At 64.5% G+C, this 23163-nt stretch carries 21 protein-coding genes; 18 read left to right on the top strand and 3 right to left on the bottom strand.

Annotation, left to right across the window (positions count from 1 at the left end):
• Nucleotides 1-96 precede the first annotated feature (96 nt).
• From pdhA to ATB98_RS13255, 9 genes are all read left to right on the top strand, one after another.
• On the top strand, nt 97-1143 hold the full coding sequence (gene pdhA, locus ATB98_RS13295; RefSeq protein ID WP_066874326.1) for a pyruvate dehydrogenase (acetyl-transferring) E1 component subunit alpha: 1047 nt from the start codon (nt 97-99) through the stop codon (nt 1141-1143).
• Between the two features lie 17 nt (nt 1144-1160).
• Nucleotides 1161-2528 (top strand): pyruvate dehydrogenase complex E1 component subunit beta, encoded by a 1368-nt coding sequence (locus ATB98_RS13290; protein WP_066874323.1) that lies wholly within the window; start codon nt 1161-1163, stop codon nt 2526-2528.
• A 15-nt stretch (nt 2529-2543) separates the two neighbouring features.
• Complete coding sequence (locus ATB98_RS13285; protein ID WP_066874322.1) at nt 2544-3884, top strand: pyruvate dehydrogenase complex dihydrolipoamide acetyltransferase; 1341 nt, start codon at nt 2544-2546, stop codon at nt 3882-3884.
• A 52-nt stretch (nt 3885-3936) separates the two neighbouring features.
• A complete protein-coding gene (locus ATB98_RS13280; protein ID WP_066874320.1) occupies nt 3937-4578 on the top strand; it encodes an SGNH/GDSL hydrolase family protein in 642 nt (213 codons plus the stop codon).
• Nucleotides 4575-5156, top strand: a complete 582-nt coding sequence (locus tag ATB98_RS13275) for a GNAT family N-acetyltransferase (protein ID WP_066874405.1) — start codon at nt 4575-4577, stop codon at nt 5154-5156. Before ATB98_RS13280 ends, ATB98_RS13275 begins: the two co-directional genes overlap by 4 nt.
• Nucleotides 5157-5174: 18 nt before the next feature.
• Nucleotides 5175-6620, top strand: a complete 1446-nt coding sequence (lpdA, locus tag ATB98_RS13270) for a dihydrolipoyl dehydrogenase (protein ID WP_066874318.1) — start codon at nt 5175-5177, stop codon at nt 6618-6620.
• 78 nt (nt 6621-6698) lie between these two features.
• Complete coding sequence (locus tag ATB98_RS13265) at nt 6699-6950, top strand: GlsB/YeaQ/YmgE family stress response membrane protein (protein ID WP_066874317.1); 252 nt, start codon at nt 6699-6701, stop codon at nt 6948-6950.
• A gap of 131 nt (nt 6951-7081) precedes the next feature.
• The gene (gene lipA, locus ATB98_RS13260) at nt 7082-8047 is read left to right on the top strand and encodes a lipoyl synthase (protein WP_066874315.1); all 966 of its coding nucleotides are present in this window, start codon (nt 7082-7084) and stop codon (nt 8045-8047) included.
• A 263-nt stretch (nt 8048-8310) separates the two neighbouring features.
• Entirely contained in the window at nt 8311-8760 is a 450-nt protein-coding gene (locus ATB98_RS13255; protein ID WP_066874313.1) for a type II toxin-antitoxin system RatA family toxin, read from the top strand.
• Nucleotides 8761-8779: 19 nt separating this feature from the next.
• On the opposite strand, the gene ATB98_RS13250 is transcribed toward ATB98_RS13255, so the two are convergent.
• On the bottom strand, nt 8780-9277 hold the full coding sequence (locus ATB98_RS13250) for a CinA family protein (protein WP_066874311.1): 498 nt from the start codon (nt 9275-9277) through the stop codon (nt 8780-8782).
• A complete protein-coding gene (locus tag ATB98_RS13245; protein WP_066874403.1) occupies nt 9277-10491 on the bottom strand; it encodes a bifunctional 2-C-methyl-D-erythritol 4-phosphate cytidylyltransferase/2-C-methyl-D-erythritol 2,4-cyclodiphosphate synthase in 1215 nt (404 codons plus the stop codon). Before ATB98_RS13245 ends, ATB98_RS13250 begins: the two co-directional genes overlap by 1 nt.
• A 177-nt stretch (nt 10492-10668) precedes the next feature.
• Between ATB98_RS13245 and dusB the strand changes: the two genes are divergently transcribed.
• The 9 genes from dusB to hflX all read left to right on the top strand — a co-directional run bounded on the left by dusB (nt 10669) and on the right by hflX (nt 22206).
• Nucleotides 10669-11697 (top strand): tRNA dihydrouridine synthase DusB, encoded by a 1029-nt coding sequence (dusB, locus tag ATB98_RS13240; protein WP_066874309.1) that lies wholly within the window; start codon nt 10669-10671, stop codon nt 11695-11697.
• Nucleotides 11694-12848 (top strand): two-component system sensor histidine kinase NtrB, encoded by a 1155-nt coding sequence (locus ATB98_RS13235; protein WP_066874307.1) that lies wholly within the window; start codon nt 11694-11696, stop codon nt 12846-12848. Before dusB ends, ATB98_RS13235 begins: the two co-directional genes overlap by 4 nt.
• On the top strand, nt 12845-14299 hold the full coding sequence (gene ntrC, locus ATB98_RS13230; RefSeq protein ID WP_066874305.1) for a nitrogen regulation protein NR(I): 1455 nt from the start codon (nt 12845-12847) through the stop codon (nt 14297-14299). The genes ATB98_RS13235 and ntrC overlap by 4 nt, the downstream gene beginning before the upstream one ends.
• 204 nt (nt 14300-14503) lie before the next feature.
• Entirely contained in the window at nt 14504-16777 is a 2274-nt protein-coding gene (gene ntrY / locus ATB98_RS13225) for a two-component system sensor histidine kinase NtrY (RefSeq protein ID WP_066874303.1), read from the top strand.
• A complete protein-coding gene (gene ntrX, locus ATB98_RS13220) occupies nt 16767-18131 on the top strand; it encodes a two-component system response regulator NtrX (protein ID WP_066874301.1) in 1365 nt (454 codons plus the stop codon). The genes ntrY and ntrX overlap by 11 nt, the downstream gene beginning before the upstream one ends.
• 71 nt (nt 18132-18202) lie before the next feature.
• Nucleotides 18203-19579 carry a Trk system potassium transporter TrkA gene (gene trkA, locus ATB98_RS13215; protein WP_066874299.1) on the top strand — a complete coding sequence of 459 codons (1377 nt, stop codon included), beginning with the start codon at nt 18203-18205 and terminating at the stop codon, nt 19577-19579.
• Nucleotides 19580-19589: 10 nt separating this feature from the next.
• The gene (locus ATB98_RS13210; RefSeq protein ID WP_066874297.1) at nt 19590-20453 is read left to right on the top strand and encodes a D-amino-acid transaminase; all 864 of its coding nucleotides are present in this window, start codon (nt 19590-19592) and stop codon (nt 20451-20453) included.
• A 106-nt stretch (nt 20454-20559) separates the two neighbouring features.
• Nucleotides 20560-20802: an RNA chaperone Hfq gene (hfq, locus tag ATB98_RS13205; RefSeq protein WP_003535434.1), complete on the top strand. Its 243-nt coding sequence runs from the start codon at nt 20560-20562 to the stop codon at nt 20800-20802.
• 78 nt (nt 20803-20880) lie between these two features.
• Nucleotides 20881-22206, top strand: a complete 1326-nt coding sequence (gene hflX / locus ATB98_RS13200) for a GTPase HflX (RefSeq protein ID WP_066874401.1) — start codon at nt 20881-20883, stop codon at nt 22204-22206.
• A gap of 120 nt (nt 22207-22326) precedes the next feature.
• Here hflX and mazG read toward each other — a convergent pair whose 3' ends face one another.
• Nucleotides 22327-23160 (bottom strand): nucleoside triphosphate pyrophosphohydrolase, encoded by an 834-nt coding sequence (mazG, locus tag ATB98_RS13195; RefSeq protein ID WP_066874295.1) that lies wholly within the window; start codon nt 23158-23160, stop codon nt 22327-22329.
• Between the last annotated feature and the right edge of the window lie 3 nt (nt 23161-23163).

The raw sequence follows: 23163 nt of genomic DNA, 5'->3' as shown, positions 1-23163 counted from the left end.
CGGTTGCCTTGAATGATAGCCATGCAAATATGGCATTGCTGCGACGCGCTTCTTTCCCTATGGTAGCCCGCAAAGGCTAACCATAGGGAGGAAGGTATGGCTCCGCGAAAAACCGCGTCCGTCTCCAGCCGCAAGGCCGCTGCCAAGTCGACAAAAAAGGACTTTGCTGCCGGCACGATCGCCGAATTCTCCAAGGAAGATGATCTGAAGGCCTACCGCGAAATGCTGTTGATCCGGCGTTTCGAGGAAAAGGCCGGCCAGCTTTACGGCATGGGATTCATCGGCGGCTTCTGTCACCTCTATATCGGCCAGGAGGCCGTCGTCGTCGGCATGCAGCTGGCGCTGAAGGAGGGCGACCAGGTCATCACCGGTTACCGCGACCACGGCCACATGCTCGCTTGCGGCATGAGCGCGCGCGGCGTGATGGCGGAGCTCACCGGTCGCCGCGGCGGTCTTTCCAAGGGGAAGGGCGGCTCGATGCACATGTTCTCCAAGGAGAAGCATTTCTACGGCGGCCACGGCATCGTCGGCGCGCAGGTCTCGCTCGGCACTGGCCTTGCCTTCGCCAACAGGTACCGCGGCAAGGACAATGTCAGCCTTGCCTATTTCGGCGACGGTGCCGCCAACCAGGGCCAGGTCTATGAGAGCTTCAACATGGCCGCCCTGTGGAAGCTGCCGGTGATCTACATCGTCGAGAACAACCGCTATGCGATGGGCACCTCCGTCTCGCGCGCTTCGGCGCAGACCGACTTCTCGCAGCGCGGCGCCTCCTTCGGGATTCCCGGCTACCAGGTCGACGGCATGGATGTGCGTGCCGTCAAGGCGGCTGCCGACCAGGCCGTCGAATATTGCCGCGCCGGCAAGGGGCCGATCATTCTCGAAATGCTGACCTACCGCTATCGCGGCCACTCGATGTCCGACCCGGCGAAATATCGCTCGAAGGACGAAGTGCAGAAGATGCGTTCGGAACATGATCCGATCGAGCAGGTGAAGGCCCGTCTCATCGAGAAGGGCTGGGCGAGCGAGGATGAGCTGAAGCAGATCGACAAGGAAGTTCGCGACATCGTTGCGGACAGTGCCGATTTTGCCCAGTCTGATCCGGAGCCGGATGTATCCGAGCTCTACACCGACATCCTGCTTTGATCCGGGGAGGGACGAATATGCCAGTAGAAATTCTCATGCCTGCCCTTTCCCCGACGATGGAGGAAGGCACGCTCTCCAAGTGGCTGAAGAACGAGGGCGACAAGGTCGCCTCCGGTGACGTCATCGCCGAGATCGAGACAGACAAGGCGACGATGGAAGTCGAGGCCGTCGATGAAGGCACGATCGGCAAGCTGCTGATCGCCGCCGGCACCGAAGGCGTCAAGGTCAACACGCCGATCGCCGTGCTGCTCCAGGACGGCGAAGGCGCCGGCGATATTGCCAACGCCAAGGCGGAAGCCCCGAAGCCGGCGGCGGCCGAGGCTCCGGCGCCGGCTGCGGCCCCCGTCGCGGCTCAGCCGAAGGCGGAAGTCCCTTCCGATCCCGCCATTCCGGCCGGAACCGAAATGGTCACGATTACCGTCCGCGAAGCGCTGCGCGATGCGATGGCCGAAGAAATGCGCGCCAACGACGACGTCTTCGTCATGGGCGAGGAGGTCGCCGAATACCAGGGCGCCTACAAGATCACGCAAGGGTTGCTGCAGGAATTCGGCCCCCGCCGCGTGGTCGACACCCCGATCACCGAGCATGGCTTCGCCGGCGTCGGCGTCGGTGCGGCGATGACCGGCCTGCGCCCGATCGTCGAGTTCATGACCTTCAACTTCGCCATGCAGGCGATCGACCACATCATCAACTCCGCCGCCAAGACGCTCTACATGTCCGGCGGCCAGATGGGCGCGCCGATCGTCTTCCGCGGCCCGAGCGGTGCCGCAGCCCGCGTTGCAGCGCAGCACTCGCAGTGCTACGCCGCCTGGTACAGCCACATTCCCGGCCTCAAGGTCGTCATGCCCTACACGGCCGCGGATGCGAAGGGCCTCTTGAAGGCCGCCATCCGCGATCCGAACCCGGTGATCTTCCTCGAGAACGAAATCCTCTACGGCCAGTCCTTCGAGGTGCCGAAACTCGATGATTTCGTGCTGCCGATCGGCAAGGCCCGCATCCACCGCCACGGCAAGGACGCGACGATCGTCTCCTTCGGCATCGGCATGACCTATGCGGTCAAGGCCGCAGCCGAGCTCGAGGCGCAGGGCATCGACGTCGAAATCATCGACCTGCGCACGATCCGCCCGATGGACCTGCCGACGGTCATCGAATCGGTCAAGAAGACCGGCCGCCTCGTCGCCGTCGAGGAAGGTTTCCCGCAGTCCTCCGTCGGCACCGAGATCGCAACCCGGGTCATGCAGCAGGCCTTCGACTATCTCGATGCGCCGATCCTGACGATCGCCGGCAAGGACGTGCCGATGCCCTATGCGGCCAACTTGGAAAAGCTCGCGCTGCCGAACGTTGCCGAAGTCGTCGATGCGGTGAAAGCCGTTTGCTACAAATAAGGAGAGGGTCGTTCGATGCCAATCAACATCACAATGCCGGCCCTCTCTCCGACGATGGAAGAAGGCAATCTCGCCAAGTGGCTCGTCAAGGAAGGCGACAAGGTCAGGTCCGGCGACGTCATCGCCGAGATCGAGACCGACAAGGCGACGATGGAAGTCGAAGCCGTCGATGAAGGCACCGTCGCCAGGATCGTCGTTCCGGCCGGCACCGAAGGCGTCAAGGTCAATGCGCTGATCGCGGTCCTGGCCGCCGATGGCGAGGACGTCGCAACGGCTGCCAAGGGCAATGGCGCTGCCGCGCCGGCGTCCGCCGCCAAGGCAGAGGCACCCGCTCCGGCGGCGCCTGCCGCAGCACCTGCGCCGGCCGCGGCACCCGCCGCTCCTGCCGCAGCTTCAGCGCCGGCCGCCGCCGGCGACGGCAAGCGCGTCTTCTCCTCGCCGCTCGCCCGTCGCCTTGCCAGGGAAGCGGGCATCGACCTCTCCGCAATTGCCGGCACCGGTCCTTACGGCCGCGTCGTCAAGAAGGATGTCGAAACTGCCGTCTCCGGCGGCACGGCCAAGCCGGCGGCAGCGCCTGCTGCTGCTCAAGCGCCGGCCGCCGCACCGCTCGCCAAGGGCATGTCGGAAGACGCCGTCCTCAAGCTATTCGAGCCGGGCTCCTACGAGCTCGTCCCGCATGACGGCATGCGCAAGACGATTGCCAAGCGACTGCAGGAATCGAAGCAGACGATCCCGCATTTCTATGTCTCGGTCGATTGTGAGCTCGATGCGCTGCTAGCGCTGCGCGCCCAGCTCAACGCCGCAGCCCCCGAAAAGGACGGCAAGCCGGTCTACAAGCTCTCGGTCAACGACATGGTGATCAAGGCGCTGGCGCTGGCGCTGCGTGACGTTCCGGATGCGAACGTCTCCTGGACCGACACGAACATGGTCAAGCACAAGCACGCCGATGTCGGCGTCGCCGTGTCGATCCCGGGCGGCCTGATCACGCCGATCGTCCGCCAGGCGGAACTAAAGAGTCTTTCGGCCATCTCCAACGAGATGAAGGACCTCGGCAAGCGCGCCAAGGAGCGCAAGCTGAAGCCGGAAGAATACCAGGGCGGCACCACCGCGGTTTCCAACATGGGCATGATGGGCGTCAAGAACTTCGCGGCCGTCGTCAACCCGCCGCATGCGACGATCCTCGCGGTCGGCGCCGGCGAGGAACGCGTCGTCGTCAAGAACAAGGAGATGGTCGTCGCCAACATGATGACCGTCACGCTCTCGACCGACCATCGCTGCGTCGATGGCGCGCTCGGCGCCGAACTGCTCGGTGCCTTCAAGCGCTACATCGAGAACCCGATGGGCATGCTCGTCTGATGCGATCCGGACCGGCGCTCAGCCGGTCCCCCCCTGACAAGCGAGTAGGCAGATGAAGACAGTCCTTTGCTATGGCGACAGTCTGACCTGGGGTTATGACGCTACCGATGCGGGCCGGCATGCGCTCGAAGATCGCTGGCCGAGCGTTCTTCAGAACGCGATCGGTTCCGGCGTGAATGTCATCGCCGAGGGGCTGAACGGCCGCACGACCGCCTATGACGACCATCTCGCTGATTGCGACCGCAACGGGGCGCGCGTGCTGCCGACCGTTCTCCACAGCCACGCGCCGCTCGACCTCGTCATCTTCATGCTGGGGTCGAACGACATGAAGCCGGTGATCCACGGCACGGCCTTCGGCGCCGTCAAGGGCGTCGAACGGCTCGTCAAGCTGGTGCGCCAGCATGACTGGCCGACCGACGCGGCGGAAGCGCCGGAGATCCTGATCGCCGCGCCGCCGCCGCTTTGCGAGACTGCAAACAGCGCCTTTGCCGCTATGTTCGCCGGCGGCATCGAGCAATCGGCGATGCTTGCGTCCCTCTATCGCGACCTCGCCGACGAACTCGACTGCGGCTTTTTCGACGCCGGCTCCGTCGCCCGCACGACGCCGCTCGACGGCGTGCACCTCGATGCCGAGAACACGCGCGCGATCGGCCGCGGACTGGAGCCGGTCGTCCGGATGATGCTCGGGCTCTGACGATGGCGGCAACCTTGAGACCCGCAGAACGGAACGAGGCGGCGGAGCTCGCGATCCTCATCGATATCGCCTCGCACGGTTTCGCCTCGTGGCTGTGGTATGGCGGCGTGCTCAGCAAATCCGCGGAGAGCGCCTTCGAGCACGGGCGCGACATGCTGCGCCAGGATAGCGGGCTTGGCACCTGGCGCGATGCGGTCGTCGCCGTTGTCGACGACGAGATCGCCGGCCTGTCGGTGTCCTACGGGATTGACGCCTCGATTGGCGAGATCGAGGCGAAGCATCCGGTGCTCGTCCCCCTGCTTGCGCTGCAGAGCCGGGTGATCGGCCACTGGTTCATCGACAGCCTCGGCGTCTATCGCAACCATCGCGGCAAGGGCATCGGCCGCGCGCTGCTCGAACACGAATTTGCCCGCGCCGGCGGGGCGCCGGTGAGCCTCATCACCGAGAGCCACAATGACAAGGCGCAGGCGCTCTACAGGATGAACGGCTTCGAGGAGGTGGCGCGCACCGAAGCCGTGCCGCTCTTCGAAGACATGAAGAAACATGATTGGGTGCTTTTCACCCGCAAGGCCGCTTGAAACAGAGGTAGGAAACACATGGCTGAGAATTACGACGTCATCGTTATCGGTTCGGGTCCGGGCGGCTATGTCACCGCCATCCGCTCGGCGCAGCTGGGCTTGAAGACGGCGATCGTCGAGCGCGAGCATCTCGGCGGCATCTGCCTCAACTGGGGCTGCATCCCCACCAAGGCGCTGCTTCGCTCGGCCGAGATCCTCGACCATGCCAATCACGCCAAGAATTACGGCCTGACGCTCGAGGGCAAGATCACGGCGAACGTCAAGGACGTCGTCGCCCGCTCGCGCGCCGTTTCCGCGCGGCTGAACGGCGGCGTCGCCTTCCTGATGAAGAAGAACAAGGTCGATGTGATCTGGGGCGAGGCGAAGCTGACGAAGCCCGGCGAGATCGCCGTCGCCGCGCCGTCGAAGCCTGCCGTCCAGCCGCAGAACCCGGTGCCGAAGGGCGTGAAGGGCGAGGGCACCTATACGGCCAAGCACATCATCATCGCGACCGGTGCCCGGCCGCGCGCGCTTCCCGGCATCGAGCCGGACGGCAAGCTGATCTGGACCTATTTCGAGGCGATGAAGCCGGAAGAACTGCCGAAGTCCCTCGTCGTCATGGGCTCCGGCGCGATCGGCATCGAGTTCGCGAGCTTCTACCGGTCGATGGGCGTGGACGTCACGGTGGTCGAGCTCCTGCCGCAGATCATGCCCGTCGAGGACGCGGAGATTTCCGCCTTCGCCCGCAAACAGCTTGAGAAGCGCGGCCTGAAGATCTTCACCGACGCCAAGGTGACGAAGGTCGAAAAGGGCGCCAATGACGTCACCGCCCATGTCGAGACCAAGGACGGCAAGGTCACGCCGATCAAGGCGGACCGGCTGATCTCAGCCGTCGGCGTCCAGGGCAATATCGAGAACCTCGGCCTCGAGGCCCTGCGCGTCGAGACCAGCCGCGGCTGCATCGTCACCGACGGCTGCGGCAGGACCAATGTCCCCGGCCTCTATGCGATCGGCGACGTTGCCGGCCCGCCGATGCTAGCGCACAAGGCGGAGCACGAGGGCGTCATCTGCGTCGAGAAGATCGCTGGCGTTCCCGGCGTGCATGCACTCGACAAGGGCAAGATCCCCGGCTGCACCTATTGCGACCCGCAGGTCGCCTCCGTCGGCCTGACCGAGGCGAGGGCCAAGGAGCTCGGCCGCGACATCCGCGTCGGCCGCTATAGTTTCGGCGCCAACGGCAAGGCGATCGCGCTCGGCGAAGACCAGGGCCTGATCAAGACGATCTTCGACAAGAAGACCGGCGAGCTTTTGGGCGCCCACATGGTCGGCGCCGAAGTGACCGAGCTCATCCAGGGCTTTGTCGTCGCCATGAACCTGGAGACGACCGAGGAAGAGCTGATGCACACGGTGTTCCCGCATCCGACGCTTTCCGAAATGATGAAGGAAAGCGTGCTCGACGCCTACGGCAAGGTACTGAACGCGTGATGATGAGCCGCCGCCGGGAACTTTCCACCTGTTCACGCATTGAGGGCGCGGCAGCGTTCTTCATGCGGGGAGGTTGTTATGAGTGTGAACGGCGTCGGCATTCTTGCAGCGATCATCATCGGCGGGCTGGCCGGCTGGCTGGCCGAGCAATTCATGCACAGCCAGATGGGGTTGTTTGCGAATATCATCCTCGGGATCATCGGTGCGGTCGTCCTGAACTTCATTCTGGCCGCCTTCGGGATGGCGTATACGGGTTGGGTCGCCTATCTGGTGATCGGCTTCATCGGCGCCTGCCTGCTGATTGCGGCGGGTCGCGCCGTCAGAGGATAGGAACCGGCACATCATTCGTTTTCGGTCAGGCTGCCATGCAAATGGCGGCCTGACTTTTCATGTCCTGATGGTTATATAGATCGAAAAGCGCGAAAGGCCCTGGTCCGGCGCGGCACGACGAAGGAAGCAACATGGTAACGGTTTTCGACGCAGTCTCCGATCGTGCTGAGCGCGTCCGCCATCCGGAGAAGGCCCACCGGCCCGACACGGAAGTCCTGCGCAAGCCGGACTGGATCCGCGTGAAGGCGCCGACCTCGAAGGGCTACATGGAAACCCGTTCGATCGTGAAGGGCAACAAGCTCGTCACGGTCTGCGAGGAGGCAGGCTGCCCGAATATTGGCGAATGCTGGGACAAGAAGCACGCCACCTTCATGATCATGGGCGAGATCTGCACCCGCGCCTGTGCCTTCTGCAACGTGGCGACCGGCAAGCCGAATGCGCTCGACCCGGAAGAGCCTGAGAATGTCGCCAAGGCCGTCAAGCAGATGGGACTGAGCCACGTCGTCATCACCTCGGTCGACCGCGACGACCTCGACGACGGCGGCGCGGAACATTTCGAGAAGGTCATCTTCGCGATCCGCGAGGCGTCTCCCGCGACGACGATCGAAATCCTGACGCCCGATTTTTTGAGGAAGCCCGGCGCGCTGGAGCGCGTGGTCGCCGCCAAGCCGGACGTCTTCAACCACAATCTCGAGACCGTTCCCTCCAACTATCTGACGGTCAGGCCGGGCGCGCGCTACTTCCACTCGCTGCGCCTGCTGCAGCGGGTCAAGGAACTCGACCCGTCGATGTTCACCAAGTCCGGCATCATGGTCGGCCTCGGCGAGGAGCGGAACGAAGTCCTGCAACTGATGGACGACCTCAGAACCGCCGAGGTCGACTTCCTGACGATCGGCCAGTACCTGCAGCCGACCCGCAAGCATCACAAGGTCGAGAAATTCGTAACCCCCGACGAGTTCAAGTCCTACGAGACGGTCGCCTACACCAAGGGCTTCCTGATGGTGTCGTCGAGCCCGCTCACCCGCTCGTCGCACCATGCGGGTGACGATTTTGCCCGCCTGAGAGCGGCGCGGGAGCGGAAGCTCGCGGCGGAATAGCCCCGCCCGCTTGCGCGCCTCATCCCGCTGCCGCGAGTCCCTTCTCCCCGTTCAAACGGGGAGAAGGTCCCGGCAGGCGGATGAGGGGCCTTCGCGGCACTTTGCCAATCGCAAGCGGCTTGCGCCAACTACTTTGCGCCGGCCACGGGGCCCATGCTTTCGTTACTCCGCGAAGCGCTGCCACGCTCCGATCTCCCGCAAGAACCCGGGCACAAATGCGCGAACTCCTTGATCTTCTCGGCGCGCACCCTTAACTCAAAATCATGCCGCATTTCGAAACCAACCACGTCGTCAAGCATTCGGCCGAAGAGATGTTCGACCTCGTCGCCGATGTCGAGCGCTATCCGGAGTTCCTGCCGCTTTGCGAGGCGCTGAGCGTGCGCTCGCGCAAGGAGCGCGACGGCAAGGTGCTGCTGCTTGCGGACATGACGGTGGGTTACAAGGCGATCCGCGAAACCTTCACCACCCAGGTGCTGCTGAAGCGGGCGGAGCTGATGATCGATGTGAACTATATCGAGGGACCGTTCAAATATCTCGACAATGTCTGGCGATTCGAGCCGACGAGCGAGAGGCTGTCGATCGTGCATTTCTACATCGATTACGAGTTCAAGAGCCGGATTCTCGGCGCGCTGATGGGCACCATGTTCGACCGCGCCTTCCGGATGTTCTCGGAAGCCTTCGAGAAACGCGCCGACGCGGTCTACGGTACTTAGTCCACTTTCTTAGTTTTCCTCACGCCGCTCCGGCGATCTCCTCTATGAGGGCGAGAGCGGTCCTGACCGTTGCGAGCCGCACCCCGTCGCGACCGAGATCGCCGTAGCGCATCTCGCGATGCAGGAGCGCCCCGTTTCGGCCGGCCGCGGCGAGATGGACGAGCCCGACCGGCTTCTCCGCCGAGCCGCCGCTCGGGCCGGCGATCCCGGTGACCGCGACGGCAATGTCGGCGGCCGAGTGCGAAACCGCGCCGCGGGCCATTTCCAGAGCCGTCTCGCGCGAGACCGCGCCGTGCGCGGCAAGGGTCTCGGGCCCGACGCCGAGCATCGCGATCTTCGCGTCGTTGGAATAGGTGACGAAGCCGCGGTCAACCACGCAAGACGAGCCGGCGATCTCGGTCAGCGCCCCGGCGATCAGGCCGCCGGTGCAGGATTCGGCGGTGGCGAGTTTGAGGCCGCGCGCGGTGAAGTCTGTGATGATCGCCTGCGCCTTCTGCCCGATATCGGCGGGCCACATCAGTGCTCGCTCCTTGGTGAATAGACGACCGTCGCCGTGGCGATCGCCGCAATGCCCTCGTTGCGGCCGACAAAGCCGAGCTTCTCGTTGGTCGTCGCCTTGACCGAGCAGCGGTCGAGCGCGATGCCGAGCATTGCCGCGAGATTCTCGCGCATCTGCTGGCGATGCGGGCCGACCTTCGGCGCCTCGGCGATCAGCGAGACATCCGCATTGGTGATGGTGCCGCCGCGCTCGCGAACGATCCGCGCCGCATGTTCCAGGAAGATGCGCGACGGTGCGCCCTTCCATTGCGGGTCGGATGGCGGGAAGTGATCGCCGATATCGCCGGCGCCGCAAGTCGCGAGGAGCGCGTCGGTGAGCGCATGGAGCGCCACGTCCGCGTCGGAATGGCCGGAGAGCTTGCGGTCATGGGGAATGAACACGCCGCAAAGCGTGACGCCGTCGCCTTCGACGAGCTGGTGCACGTCATAGCCGTTGCCGGTGCGCACGTCCGGAACCGCCCGGCGCGTCAGCCTTTCGTCAGCCATCGCGATATCCCTCTGCAATGTCAGCTTGGTGTTGTCCGCCGATCCCTCCACCAGAACGACCGGGATGCCCGCCCATTCGGCAATCGATGCGTCATCGGTGAAATCCGTTCGGCCGCTCGCCGCCACGGAGCGATGGGCGGTGAGGATCGGCTCCAGCCGGAAACACTGCGGCGTCTGCGCCGCATGGAGATCGGTCCGCGGAACCGTCTCCTCGACTAGGCCTCCCGCTTTCGCCCGCTTCAGCGTGTCGGCAACCGCGACCGCCGGCAGCACGGCCTGCGCACCTCGCTCGAACGCTGCGCGGCAGCGGTCGAGCAGGGCATGGTCGAGAAACGGCCGCACGGCATCGTGGATCATCACGCATCCGACACCCGATCCGGCGATCGCCTCGAGGCCCGCGAGCACTGAGAGCTGGCGCGTGGCGCCGCCGTGAACCACCGTCAACTCGATCTGCCGCGCCATCCGCTTGCGTGCGGAGGCGAAAAGCTCTTCGTCATCGGGGTGAATGACGACGACGATCGGTCCCTTGCCCGGCCACGTCGCGAAAGTGTCAAGCGTATGTGCGATGACGGGGCGGTCGCCGATCGTGCGGTACTGCTTCGGACCTTCTGCCGACTGCCCGGCGCGCTCGCCTCGGCCGGCCGCGACGATGACGACACCACAGGAGAACTGTTCTTCGCGTTGCATTTTCTGTATGTGGTCCCGCCATTCGTCGATCTTCGCCGTGATGTACCGCGAAGCTCCAGCCATTGCCAGCCATCTCTGCACCCTCTGCCGGGAGACATGGGTGACAGAATTTTATCCGGCGCATCGAAATCGCTTGGCAAGTCCGCAATCAATGGCTAAAAATAGTGCAATCATACTATGTGCCCGAAAGATATGCATTTGCCAGCGCCGGCCCTCCCATCCTCGCTTCAGATCGGCAATATCGAAATCCGCAACCGGGTGGCGCTCGCGCCGATGTCCGGGGTGACGGATCTGCCGTTCCGCATGCTGGCCTGGCGCTTCGGCGCGGGCTTCGTCGTGACCGAGATGGTGGCAAGCCGGGAGCTGGTTGGCAATTCGGCCGAATCCTGGGCGAGGCTCAAGAATTCCGGCATTGACCCCCACATCGTCCAGCTCGCGGGGCGCGAGGCGCATTGGATGGCGGAGGCGGCGCGAATCGTCGAAGCCAATGGCGCGGACATCATCGACATCAATATGGGCTGCCCAGCGAAGAAGGTGACGGGAGGGTATTCCGGCTCCGCGCTGATGCGCGATCCCGATCATGCCCTGTCGCTCATCGAGGCGACGGTGAAGGCCGCGACCGTTCCGGTGACGCTGAAGATGCGGCTCGGCTGGGACGAGAATTCGTTGAATGCGCCGCTGATTGCCCGCCGGGCCGAGGAAGCGGGCGTCCAGGCCATCACCATCCACGGCCGCACGCGCATGCAGTTCTACAACGGCAAGGCGGATTGGGATGCGATCCGGGCCGTCCGCGAGGCGGTTTCCGTTCCGCTGATTGCCAATGGCGACGTCGACACGATGGCCGATGCGCTGGAGATCCTGCGCCGCTCCGGGGCAGATGCGGTCATGGTCGGCCGGTCCTGCCAGGGGCGGCCGTGGCATGCCGGCTACCTCGCCGGGGCTGCCGCCCGGCCGGACGCGTCGGCTATCGCCGGCCTCTTCGCCGAGCATTACGAGATGATGCTCGAATTCTATGGGACGGAAATCGGCCTCCGCGCCGCCCGCAAGCATGTGGGCTGGTATCTGGAGCGTTTCGCGCCCGACCTTCCGGCTGGCGAGAAGGCCGCAATCCTGACGTCGACGGACACGAATTTCGTCCGCAAGCGCGTGGCGACCGCAATCGCTTGCTCCGGCGGGGAGACGAGCATGGAGGAGATTGCAGCATGAGCGAAAAGGGTGCGGCACCGGCGTCGGCGGACGGCGCCAACGATCTCTCCATGGCGGTGCTCAACGCCATCCAGAATCCAGTCATCCTGGTCGATGAAAATGGCCACGTCGCCTTTGCCAACTGGGAGGCGGAGTCCTTCTTCGGAGCGAGCGCGAACCACCTGGCACGCCATGAAATCAGTGCCTTCATCCCCTTCGGCAGTCCGCTGCTGACCCTGATCGAGCAGGTGCGCGAGCGGCGGGCGCCGGTCAACGAATATCGTGTCGACCTGAGCTCCCCGCGGCTTGGCGCCGACAAGCTCGTCGATCTCTATGTGGCGCCGGTCCTGTCGCAGCCGGGGTCGGTGGTGATCGTCTTCCAGGAGCGGTCGATGGCCGACAAGATCGACCGGCAGCTGACGCACCGTGCCGCCGCGCGATCGGTCACGGGCCTCGCCTCGATGCTGGCGCATGAGATCAAGAACCCGCTCTCCGGCATCCGCGGCGCGGCGCAGCTCCTCGAGACCTCGGTCAATGACGAGGACCGCGCCCTGACACGGCTCATCTGCGACGAGACCGACCGCATCGTCTCGCTCGTCGATCGCATGGAGGTCTTCTCCGACGAGCGCCCGGTCGATCGCGTGCCGCTCAACATCCATTCCGTGCTCGACCATGTGAAAGCCATCGCCAAGGCCGGCTTTGCCCGCGCCATCAAGATCTCCGAGAACTACGACCCGTCGCTGCCGCCGGTCTTCGCCAACCGCGACCAGCTCGTCCAGGTTTTCCTCAACCTGGTCAAGAACGCCGCCGAGGCGATCGGCGACCGGCCCGAAGGCGAGATCATGCTGACGACGGCTTATCGACCAGGCATCCGGCTTTCGGTCGCTGGGACGCGCGAAAAGATTTCGCTGCCGCTGGAATTCTGTGTGCACGACAACGGCCCGGGCGTTCCGACCGACCTGCTGCCGCACCTTTTCGACCCGTTCATCACCACCAAGACGAATGGCTCCGGCCTCGGCCTTGCGCTCGTGGCCAAGATCATCGGCGGCCACGGCGGCATCGTCGAATGCGACAGCCAGCATAGCCGCACCACCTTCCGCGTCCTGATGCCGGCCTCCAAGGGCATGGCGGCGGACGATGAAACTCCCGTGACAAAAGGATTCCATGGATGACAGGCGCAACGATCCTCGTCGCGGATGACGACGCTGCCATTCGCACCGTGCTCAACCAGGCGCTGAGCCGCGCCGGATACGATGTGCGCATCACCTCCAATGCGGCCACCCTCTGGCGCTGGATCGCCGCCGGCGACGGCGACCTGGTCGTGACCGATGTCGTGATGCCGGACGAAAACGCCTTCGACCTCCTGCCTCGGATCAAGAAGGCCCGGCCGGACCTGCCGGTCCTGGTGATGAGCGCGCAGAACACCTTCATGACGGCGATCAAGGCGTCCGAGAAGGGGGCTTACGACTACCTGCCGAAGCCCTTCGATCTGACCGAACTCATCGGCATCATCGGCCGGGCGCTCGCCGAACCGAAGCGGCGGCCCTCCAAGCTCGACGACGACTCGCAGGACGGCATGCCGCTCGTCGGCCGCTCCGCCGCCATGCAGGAAATCTACCGGGTCCTCGCCCGTCTCATGCAGACCGACCTGACGCTGATGATCACCGGCGAATCCGGGACCGGCAAGGAACTGGTCGCACGCGCGCTGCACGACTACGGCAAGCGCAGGAACGGTCCCTTCGTCGCGATCAACATGGCGGCGATCCCGCGCGACCTGATCGAATCGGAACTGTTCGGTCACGAGAAGGGGGCCTTCACCGGCGCGCAGACCCGCTCCACCGGCCGCTTCGAGCAGGCCGAGGGCGGAACGCTCTTCCTCGACGAGATCGGCGACATGCCAATGGACGCGCAGACGCGGCTCTTGCGCGTGCTGCAGCAGGGCGAATACACGACCGTCGGTGGCCGGACGCCCATCCGCTCGGACGTGCGCATCGTCGCCGCGACCAACAAGGATCTGAAACAGTCGATCAATCAGGGGCTTTTCCGCGAGGACCTCTACTATCGCCTGAACGTGGTGCCGCTGCGCCTGCCGCCGCTCAGGGACCGGGCAGAGGATATTCCGGATCTCGTCCGCCACTTCGTCCAGCAGGCGGAAAAGGAAGGGCTCGACGCCAAGCGCTTCGACCAGGAGGCGCTGGAACTTATGAAGGCGCATCCCTGGCCGGGCAACGTGCGCGAGCTCGAGAACCTCGTTCGCCGGCTGACGGCACTTTATCCACAGGATGTGATCACCCGCGAAATCATCGAGAACGAGCTGCGTTCGGAGGTGCCGGACAGCCCGATCGAAAAGGCCGTGACGCGCAACGGCTCCATGTCCATCTCCCAGGCGGTCGAGGAGAACATGCGGCAGTATTTCGCGAGCTTCGGCGATGCTTTGCCGCCCTCCGGCCTCTATGACCGCGTCCTTGCGGAGATGGAATATCCGTTGATTCTGGCGGCGCTGACGGCAACCCGGGGCAACCAGATCAAGGCGGCCGACCTGCTCGGCCTCAACCGGAACACGCTGCGCAAGAAGATCCGCGAGCTCGGGGTCTCGGTCTACCGCAGCTCGCGCAGCGCTTGACTGCTTTGCAACACCGTTGCATTTTCGCCACAATGCGTTGGTTGAAGGTCCGATAGGCGTCGATTCGACAGCGCCGGCGGCGGCTGGCCGGTTCTAGCCGGACGCTGCGAGTGGCATTGCGGACCGATGCTGCATTTGTTTCGGTCCGGAAACGCAGGCATAGGCCGGTGTCGTCGGTGCGCCGGCTTGGGGGAAGCATTTTTCATGGTGGATGGGATGGCCTTGCCATTGGGCACGGAGGACGGTGTCACTGCTGCCCAGGATCGGCGAGCCTCCTTCGCGCTTCCCGGGCTGATGCTCGCCACCGGCGCGCTGGTCTGCGCCACCCTCTCGCTTCTCGTCCTTCTCGGCCTGACCCCGATCCGGCCCGAGAGGAACATCGTGATCGCCTGTGCGGGCATCAACGGCATCTTCGTCGTCGGCCTGATCTACCTCATCGCCCGCGAAATCCTGCGGCTGCTGAGGGCACGCAGCAAGGGAAGGGCGGCCGCACGGCTGCATGTGCGCATCGTCGCGCTGTTCTCGATCGTCGCGATCACGCCGGCCATTCTCGTTGCGATCTTCGCGAGCATCACGCTCGACGTCGGTCTCGACCGCTGGTTCTCTTTGCGCACGCAGGCGATCGTCAGTTCGTCTCTCAACGTCGCGCAGGCCTATGTGCTGGAGAATGCCAGCTATCTCCAGGGGCAGACGGTCTCGATGGCCAACGACCTCGAGCGCAACCGGCAGCTCTACAGCCTTGACCGCACCGGCTTCGTCGAGCTGATGACGCGCCAAGCGAGGGGCCGCGGCATGCTGGGCGCGTTCCTGGTCCGCGCCGACGGCAGCGCCATACTTCAGGCCAACATCTCGACCGACCGGCCGCTGCCGGCCATCCCGCAGGACGCGCTGAAAAGCACGGTTTCCGGCCAGCCGACCCTCATCCCGCCGGGCGTCACCAACCTCGTCGGCGCCGTCATCCCGCTCGAGAACATTCCGGGGACCTACCTCTACACGGTCCGCAATGTCGATCCGGAAGTCATGCGCTCCATGCGGCTGATGGAGGAGAATACCGCCGAGTACAAGGCGCTCGAGGCGGGTCGCACCTCGCTGCAGATCGCCTTCGGCGTCCTCTATATCGGCTTCGCCCTGATCGTGCTTCTCGCGGCGATCTGGACGGCGATCGCGGTCGCGGACCGCATCGTCCGGCCGATCCGGCAGCTGATCGGCGCGGCCGACAGCGTCGCCTCCGGCAATCTCGATGTGGTGGTGCCCGTGCGCGCCGTCGATGGCGACGTCGGCAACCTGTCGCGCACCTTCAACAAGATGGTGAGCGAAATCCGCACCCAGCAGGACCAGATCCTGGTGGCGAAGGACGAAGTCGACCAGCGCCGTCGCTTCATCGAAGCGGTGCTTTCGGGCGTTACCGCCGCCGTCATCGGCGTCGGCAGGGATCGCCGCATCACCATTTTCAATCCGTCGTCCGAGGGCATGCTCAAGAAGGCAGCCTCCGGGCTCATCGGCGCGAGCCTCAGCGAGGTTGCGCCGGAGATCGAGGCGGTGCTCGTCGAGGCCGAAAGCCGCTATCGCAACGATTACCGCAAGCAGATCAATATCATGCGCGGCGGGACCGAGCGCACCCTGAACGTCCAGGTGACCCGGGAGGAGGGCGACGAGTCGCACGGCTCCTACGTCATCACCATCGACGACATCACCGACCTGGTGATCGCGCAGCGCTCAACCGCCTGGGCGGACGTCGCCCGCCGCATCGCGCACGAGATCAAGAACCCGCTGACGCCGATCCAGCTCTCGGCCGAGCGGCTGAAGCGCCGTTACGGCAAGCAGATCGATCAGGAAGACCGGGCGGTCTTCGATCAATGCACCGATACGATCGTGCGCCAGGTCGAGGACATCGGCCGCATGGTCGATGAATTCTCCGCATTCGCGCGCATGCCGAAGCCGACGAAGGAGAAGTCGGACCTGCGCGCGATCCTCAAGGACGCGGTTTTCCTGCGCGAGATGGGCAACAGCCACATCACGTTCCTGCGCGATTTCGGCGATGAGCCGCTCGAGGGACAGTTCGACGGCCGCATGCTCGGCCAGGCCTTCGGCAACATCGTCAAGAATGCGGTGGAGGCGATCGAAGCGGTGCCGGCGGAGGCGGCGAGGGGCGCACCGACGATCGTCGTTCGCTCGCGTCGCGACGAGGCCACGGGACGTTACGTCGTCGACGTTATCGACAACGGCAAGGGCCTTCCGACCGAGAACCGGCACCGGATTCTGGAGCCGTACATGACGATGCGCGAGAAGGGCACGGGCCTGGGTCTCGCTATCGTCAAGAAGATCATCGAGGACCATGGCGGGCAACTGGAGCTGCACGATGCACCGGCGGATTTCGACGGCGGCGTAGGTGCGATGATCCGGGTGATCCTGCCGCCTGCCGGCGAAACCGGGGGCGAAGATACTTTGAAGGATAAGGGTAATACCAATGGCGGCTGATATTCTGGTTGTGGATGATGAGGAAGATATCCGCGAGATCGTCTCGGGCATCCTGTCGGACGAAGGCCATGAGACGCGGACCGCTTTCGACAGCGACAGCGCGCTCGCCGCGATCAACGACCGGGTGCCGCGTCTCATCTTCCTCGACATATGGATGCAGGGCAGCAAGCTCGACGGGCTTGCCCTTCTCGACGAGATCAAGAGCCGCCATCCCGAGCTGCCGGTGGTGATGATCTCGGGCCACGGCAACATCGAGACGGCCGTTTCCGCCATCAAGCGCGGCGCCTATGATTTCATCGAGAAGCCGTTCAAGGCGGACCGGCTGATCCTGATCGCCGAGCGGGCGCTCGAAAATTCCAAGCTCAGGCGCGAAGTCTCCGAGCTCAAGAAGAAGTCCGGCGATCCGGTGGAACTCATCGGCACCTCGGTTGCGGTGTCGCAGCTGCGCCAGATGATCGACAAGGTCGCCCCGACGAACAGCCGCATCATGATCCAGGGCCCTTCCGGTTCCGGCAAGGAGCTTGTCGCGCGGATGATCCATCGCAAGTCCGCCCGCGCCAACGGCCCCTTCGTCGCCTTGAACGCTGCCGCGATCACGCCGGACCGGATGGAGGTCGCCCTCTTCGGTACCGAAGGCACGGCCGGCCAGCCGCGCCGCACCGGCGCGCTGGAGGAGGCCCATGGCGGCATCCTCTATCTCGACGAAGTCGGCGAAATGCCGCGCGAGACGCAGAACAAGATTCTGCGCGTCCTCGTCGACCAGCAGTTCGAGCGCGTCGGCGGCTCGAAACGGGTCAAGGTGGACGTCCGCATCATCTCCTCGACCGCCTACAACCTGGAGAACATGATCGCCGAGGGCCTTTTCCGAGAGGACCTCTATCACCGGCTCGCCGTCATCCCGGTGCGCGTGCCGGCGCTTGCGGAGCGGCGGGAGGATATCCCCTTCCTCGTCGACATGTTCATGCGCCAGGTGAGCGAGCAGGCGGGCATCCGTCCGCGCAAGATCGGCGAGGATGCGCTCGCCGTGCTGCAGGCGCATGACTGGCCTGGAAATATCCGGCAATTGCGCAACAATATCGAGCGCCTGATGATTCTTGCCCGCAGCGACGGCCCGGATACGCCGATCACCGCCGACATGCTGCCGAACGAGGTTGGAGACACGTTGCCGAAGATCTCCGCCCAGGGCGATCAGCACATCATGACCTTGCCGCTGCGCGAGGCCCGGGAAATGTTCGAGCGCGATTATCTGATCGCCCAGATCAACCGGTTCGGCGGGAACATCTCGCGCACCGCCGAATTCGTCGGCATGGAGCGTTCTGCCCTTCACCGTAAACTGAAGTCTCTGGGTGTCTGATTCGAAAATCGTGATCGCGCGGATGCTTCCAACCGCATCCGCGGACGCGTTGTCGAGGCGAAGGAACGGCGATGAAGGTGGTCATATGCGGGGCGGGACAGGTCGGCTACGGCATCGCCGAACGGCTGTCGCGCGAGGACAACGACGTTTCGGTGATCGATACGTCGGCCGCGCTCATCGCCAACATCACCGAGACGCTCGACGTGCGCGGCTATGTGGGGCATGGGGCGCATCCGGATGTGCTGGCCAAGGCCGGCGCCGACCAGGCCGACATGCTCATCGCCGTAACCTTGTACGACGAGGTCAACATCGTTGCCTGCGAAGTGGCGCATGCGATCTTCAACGTCCCGACCAAGGTCGCCCGCATCCGCGCCCAGAGCTATCTCGCGCCGGAATATTCCGATCTCTTCTCGCGTGAGAACGTGCCGATCGACGTGACGATTTCGCCGGAGATCGAGGTGGGGCGGCTCGTGCTTCGTCGCATCTCCTTCCCCGGTGCGACCGACGTCGTGCGCTTCGCCGAGGACCGGATCGCGATGATCGCCATCGAGTGCATGGAGGATTGTCCGGTCGTCGGCACGCCGCTGCAGCAGCTGAGCGAACTTTTCCCCGACCTGCTCGCGACCGTGACCGGCATCTTCCGCGACGGCAAGCTCATCATTCCGCACTCGACCGACCAATTGCAGACCGGCGACCTCGCCTATGTCGTCTGCGATCGCGACCACGCCCGCCGCACGCTCGCGCTTTTCGGCCACGAGGAGCAGGAGGCGCGCCGGATCGTCATCCTCGGCGCCGGCAATGTCGGCTATTTCGTAGCCCGGACGATCGAGGAGCAGCAGCCGCGCATGCGGGTCAAGCTCATCGAAAGCGACCGCGATCGGGCCGTCCTCGTCGCCGACAAGCTCAACAGCGCGGTGGTCCTGCACGGTTCGGCCATGGACCAGCGCATCCTTTCGCAGGCGGACGTCCAGGACGCCGACCTCGTCGTCGCGCTGACGAACAACGACCAGATCAACATTCTCGGCAGCATGATGGCGAGACGGCTCGGCGCAAAATCGACGCTCGTGCTGATCAACGAACCGGCCTATCAGGACTTCGCCGGCACCGCCGGTATCGACGCCTATATCAACCCGCGCGCCGTCACGATCTCCCGGGTGCTGCAGCATGTGCGCAAGGGCCGCATCCGGTCGGTCTACGCCGTGCAGAACGGCCTGGCCGAAGTGATCGAGGCGGAGGCGCTCGAAACGTCGCCGCTCGTCGGCAAGGCGCTGCGTGAGCTCGAGTTGCCCGACGGCATCCGCATCGGCGCGCTCTATCGCGACAAGGCCTATGTCCGTCCGGACGGCGACACGCGGATCAAGGCGAAGGATCGCGTGGTTCTGCTTGCGATCGCCGAGGCGGTCCGCGACGTCGAACAGCTTTTCCGAGTCAGCATCCAATATTTCTGAGGCCCGAGCCATGCCGCGAATCGCCTATGTCAATGGCGCCTATGTCCCCCATGCCGAAGCCGCCATTCATGTGGAGGATCGCGGCTACCAGTTTGCCGATGGCGTCTACGAGGTCTGCGAGGTGCGTCACGGCTTCATCGTCGACCTCACCCGCCATCTCGATCGCCTCGACCGCTCCCTGCGCGAACTCAGGATAGGCTGGCCGATGAGCCGGGCGGCGCTGACGCTTGTCATTCGCGAGGTGCTGCGCCGGAACCGGGTGAGGAACGGCCTCTTCTACCTGCAGGTGACGCGCGGGGTCGCACGCCGGGATCACGTTTTTCCGAGGAGCGACACGCCGCCCTCGATCGTCGTCACGGCAAAACGCACGGACGCAGCGGCGATCGCTCGAAAGAATGCCGAGGGCATCGCGGCGATAACCGTGCCGGAAAACCGCTGGGATCGGGTCGACATCAAGACCGTCGGCCTGCTGCCGAACGTCCTTGCGCGCCAGCAGGCTAAGGAACTCGGCGCCCAGGAAGCGATCTTCGTCGACGCGGACGGCACCGTTAAAGAGGGGGCGGCGACCAACGTCTGGATCGTCGACGCCAACGGGACCTTGCGCACGCGCCCGGCCGAGCACGGCATCCTGCGCGGCGTGACCCGCACCACGCTGATGGACGTGGCCAGGCCGCTGGGCCTCGAGGTCGAGGAGAGGGCCTTCTCCGTCGAGGAGATGCTCGCCGCCCGCGAAGTCTTCGTCACCGCAGCCACCAGCATCTGCTTTCCGGTCGTTGCGATCGACGGAAAGACGATCGGCAACGGTCATCCGGGAAGCATAGCGCAGAACATTCGGGAAGCCTTTTTCGACATTGCGGAAAAGACATTCATTTGATACCAAACTTGGAGAGGTGTCGGGGACGGTACGTGACGCCTCGAAATCGCAGAATTTGACAAAAACCCCGGCGAAAAAGGCCGGCAAATAAGAAAGAAGCGGCGCGATGGCGGAACGTTCTCAAAACTTGCAGGATCTCTTTCTCAATACGGTCCGCAAGCAAAAGATTTCTTTGACCATTTTCCTCATCAACGGCGTCAAGTTGACGGGTGTCGTAACATCGTTTGACAATTTCTGTGTCCTGTTGCGCCGCGACGGCCATTCGCAGCTCGTCTACAAGCACGCCATCTCGACGATCATGCCGGGTCAGCCGCTGCAGATGTTCGAGAATGAGGAAGCGGCATCCTGACGGGACGTGAGGAACATTACCAAGCGGGATTCAAAATCGTCGTCGATCATTCCGGAGCTCGAAAGGCTCCGCGACGACATGCGCGCGGTCGTTGTCGTCCCGGTCCTGAAGAAGACGGCCAAGGCTTCCGCCGAGATCATGTCCTCGCCGGCGACGCGCTCGGATGAAAGCCGGCTGGAGGAGGCGACCGGGCTGGCGCTCGCCATCGATCTCGACGTTGTCCACGGCACGATCGTTCCCGTCGCCCAGCCGAAACCGGGCACCTTGCTCGGCAGCGGCAAGATCGAGGAGATCGGCCATATCCTGAACGAGAAGGATGCCGGGCTGGTGATCGTCGACCACCCGCTGACGCCGGTCCAGCAGCGCAATCTCGAGAAGGAGTGGAACGCCAAGGTCATCGACCGGACGGGGCTGATCCTCGAGATTTTCGGTCGCCGCGCCTCCACCAAGGAGGGCACGCTGCAGGTCGACCTCGCTCATCTCAACTATCAGAAGGGCCGTCTGGTCCGCAGTTGGACCCACCTCGAGCGCCAACGCGGCGGCGCGGGCTTCATGGGCGGCCCGGGTGAAACGCAGATCGAGGCCGACCGTCGCCTGCTGCAGGAGAGGATCGTGCGGCTGGAGCGCGAGCTGGAGCAGGTGCGGCGCACGCGCCAGCTGCATCGCTCGAAGCGCAAGAAGGTGCCGCATCCGATCGTGGCGCTCGTCGGCTACACCAACGCCGGCAAATCGACGCTCTTCAACCGCATGACCGGGGCCGGCGTGCTCGCCGAGGACATGCTGTTCGCGACGCTCGATCCGACGCTCCGGCGCCTGAAGCTGCCGCATGGGCGCATGGTCATCCTCTCCGACACGGTCGGATTCATCTCCGACCTTCCGACGCATCTCGTCGCGGCCTTCCGGGCGACGCTGGAAGAGGTGCTCGAAGCCGACCTGATCCTGCACGTGCGCGATCTTTCCGATCCGGACAACCAGGCGCAGGCAAGCGACGTGCTGCGCATCCTCGCGGATCTCGGCATTGACGAAAAGGAGAGTGCCGAGCGCATCGTCGAGGTCTGGAACAAGATCGACAAGCTCGAGCCGGAGGTGCGCGAGGCGCTGGTCAACAAGGCGGCGAGCGCCGGCGACACGGTTGCCGTTTCGGCGATAACCGGGGAGGGGGTCGACGCGCTGCTCGCGGAAATCGGCAGCCGCCTTTCCGGCGTCATGACCGAGTGCACCGTCGTCCTGGGGCTCGACCAGCTGCAATTGCTGCCCTGGGTTTACGAGCATGCGATGGTCGACGCTCGCGAGGACCTCGAGGACGGCCGCGTCAGCCTCGACCTGCGCCTGACGGAGGCCGAAGCCGCCGAACTCGAGAGGCGCCTGGGCAACGGCCCGAAGCCGGTCGAAGAGGATTGGTGAGAATCCAATCTCTCCGCGCATTCCATGGCGTTTTTTGCTTGGACGTCGTGTGCTTGGGGTGACGGCTCTTTCGACACTGCATCATGACGCTGCTGGCGGGCATCACCTAACGGCATGCCGTTACGTCAGCTGCCTTTCGATCGCCTTTGCCGCCTGCCAGAGCTCTTCCATGCGCTCCAGCGATGCGGCGTCGAGGGTTTCGCCGCCGGCTTCGAGCTCCTTTTCGATATGGCCGAAGCGGCGGCGGAACTTGGTGTTGGTGCCGCGCAGCGCCATCTCCGGATCGGTGCCGATATGGCGGCCGATATTGACGAGCGCGAAGATCAGATCACCGAGCTCGTCGGCGACCTTTCGCCGGTCGCCATCCTTGAGCGCGTGCCGCAGCTCGGCGATTTCCTCCTCGACCTTGTCGAGGATCGGCTCCGGCTCGGACCAGTCGAACCCGACCTTTGCCGCGCGCTCCTGCAGCTTCAGCGCCTCGACCAGGGCCGGGAAGCTGCGCTGGATGGAGCCGAGATGGCCGGAGGGATCCTCGTGCGCCAATCCGCGCCGCAGGCGCCTCTGCTTCCGGTCGGCTTTCTCCGCCTGCTTGATCTCTTCCCATTGCAGCTTGACCGCCTCCGGCGTGCCGGCGTCGGAGCGGGCGAAAACATGCGGGTGGCGGCGGATCATCTTGCGGGTGATCGCCTCGACCACGTCGCCGAAGGAAAACTCGCCTGCCTCCTCCGCCATGCGGGCGTGAAAGACGACCTGGAGGAGCAGGTCGCCGAGTTCGTCGCAGAGGTCGTCCATATCATGGCGCTCGATCGCATCGGCGACCTCGTAGGCTTCTTCGATCGTATAGGGTTTGATCGTCTCGAAGGTCTGGACGATATCCCAGGGACAGCCCGTCTCCGGCTGGCGGAGCGCGGCCATGATGTCGAGCAGGCTTTGAATGTCGCGAGAAGGTTCCATTGG

Source organism: Sinorhizobium saheli (genome assembly GCF_001651875.1).
Lineage (GTDB): Bacteria > Pseudomonadota > Alphaproteobacteria > Rhizobiales > Rhizobiaceae > Sinorhizobium > Sinorhizobium saheli.
Note: the sequence above shows the minus strand (reverse complement) of the source record. Positions and strands in the feature narration are given on the sequence as shown.

Excerpts from the sequence above, each read along its gene's own strand:
- pdhA (WP_066874326.1), top strand. The coding sequence starts at position 97 with ATGGCTCCGCGAAAAACCGCGTCCGTCTCCAGCCGCAAGGCCGCTGCC.
- ATB98_RS13290 (WP_066874323.1), top strand. The coding sequence starts at position 1,161 with ATGCCAGTAGAAATTCTCATGCCTGCCCTTTCCCCGACGATGGAGGAA.
- ATB98_RS13285 (WP_066874322.1), top strand. The coding sequence starts at position 2,544 with ATGCCAATCAACATCACAATGCCGGCCCTCTCTCCGACGATGGAAGAA.
- ATB98_RS13280 (WP_066874320.1), top strand. The coding sequence starts at position 3,937 with ATGAAGACAGTCCTTTGCTATGGCGACAGTCTGACCTGGGGTTATGAC.
- lpdA (WP_066874318.1), top strand. The coding sequence starts at position 5,175 with ATGGCTGAGAATTACGACGTCATCGTTATCGGTTCGGGTCCGGGCGGC.
- ATB98_RS13265 (WP_066874317.1), top strand. The coding sequence starts at position 6,699 with ATGAGTGTGAACGGCGTCGGCATTCTTGCAGCGATCATCATCGGCGGG.
- lipA (WP_066874315.1), top strand. The coding sequence starts at position 7,082 with ATGGTAACGGTTTTCGACGCAGTCTCCGATCGTGCTGAGCGCGTCCGC.
- ATB98_RS13255 (WP_066874313.1), top strand. The coding sequence starts at position 8,311 with ATGCCGCATTTCGAAACCAACCACGTCGTCAAGCATTCGGCCGAAGAG.
- ATB98_RS13250 (WP_066874311.1), bottom strand. The coding sequence starts at position 9,277 with ATGTGGCCCGCCGATATCGGGCAGAAGGCGCAGGCGATCATCACAGAC.
- ATB98_RS13245 (WP_066874403.1), bottom strand. The coding sequence starts at position 10,491 with ATGCAACGCGAAGAACAGTTCTCCTGTGGTGTCGTCATCGTCGCGGCC.
- dusB (WP_066874309.1), top strand. The coding sequence starts at position 10,669 with ATGTGCCCGAAAGATATGCATTTGCCAGCGCCGGCCCTCCCATCCTCG.
- ATB98_RS13235 (WP_066874307.1), top strand. The coding sequence starts at position 11,694 with ATGAGCGAAAAGGGTGCGGCACCGGCGTCGGCGGACGGCGCCAACGAT.
- ntrC (WP_066874305.1), top strand. The coding sequence starts at position 12,845 with ATGACAGGCGCAACGATCCTCGTCGCGGATGACGACGCTGCCATTCGC.
- ntrY (WP_066874303.1), top strand. The coding sequence starts at position 14,504 with ATGGTGGATGGGATGGCCTTGCCATTGGGCACGGAGGACGGTGTCACT.
- ntrX (WP_066874301.1), top strand. The coding sequence starts at position 16,767 with ATGGCGGCTGATATTCTGGTTGTGGATGATGAGGAAGATATCCGCGAG.
- trkA (WP_066874299.1), top strand. The coding sequence starts at position 18,203 with ATGAAGGTGGTCATATGCGGGGCGGGACAGGTCGGCTACGGCATCGCC.
- ATB98_RS13210 (WP_066874297.1), top strand. The coding sequence starts at position 19,590 with ATGCCGCGAATCGCCTATGTCAATGGCGCCTATGTCCCCCATGCCGAA.
- hfq (WP_003535434.1), top strand. The coding sequence starts at position 20,560 with ATGGCGGAACGTTCTCAAAACTTGCAGGATCTCTTTCTCAATACGGTC.
- hflX (WP_066874401.1), top strand. The coding sequence starts at position 20,881 with ATGCGCGCGGTCGTTGTCGTCCCGGTCCTGAAGAAGACGGCCAAGGCT.
- mazG (WP_066874295.1), bottom strand. The coding sequence starts at position 23,160 with ATGGAACCTTCTCGCGACATTCAAAGCCTGCTCGACATCATGGCCGCG.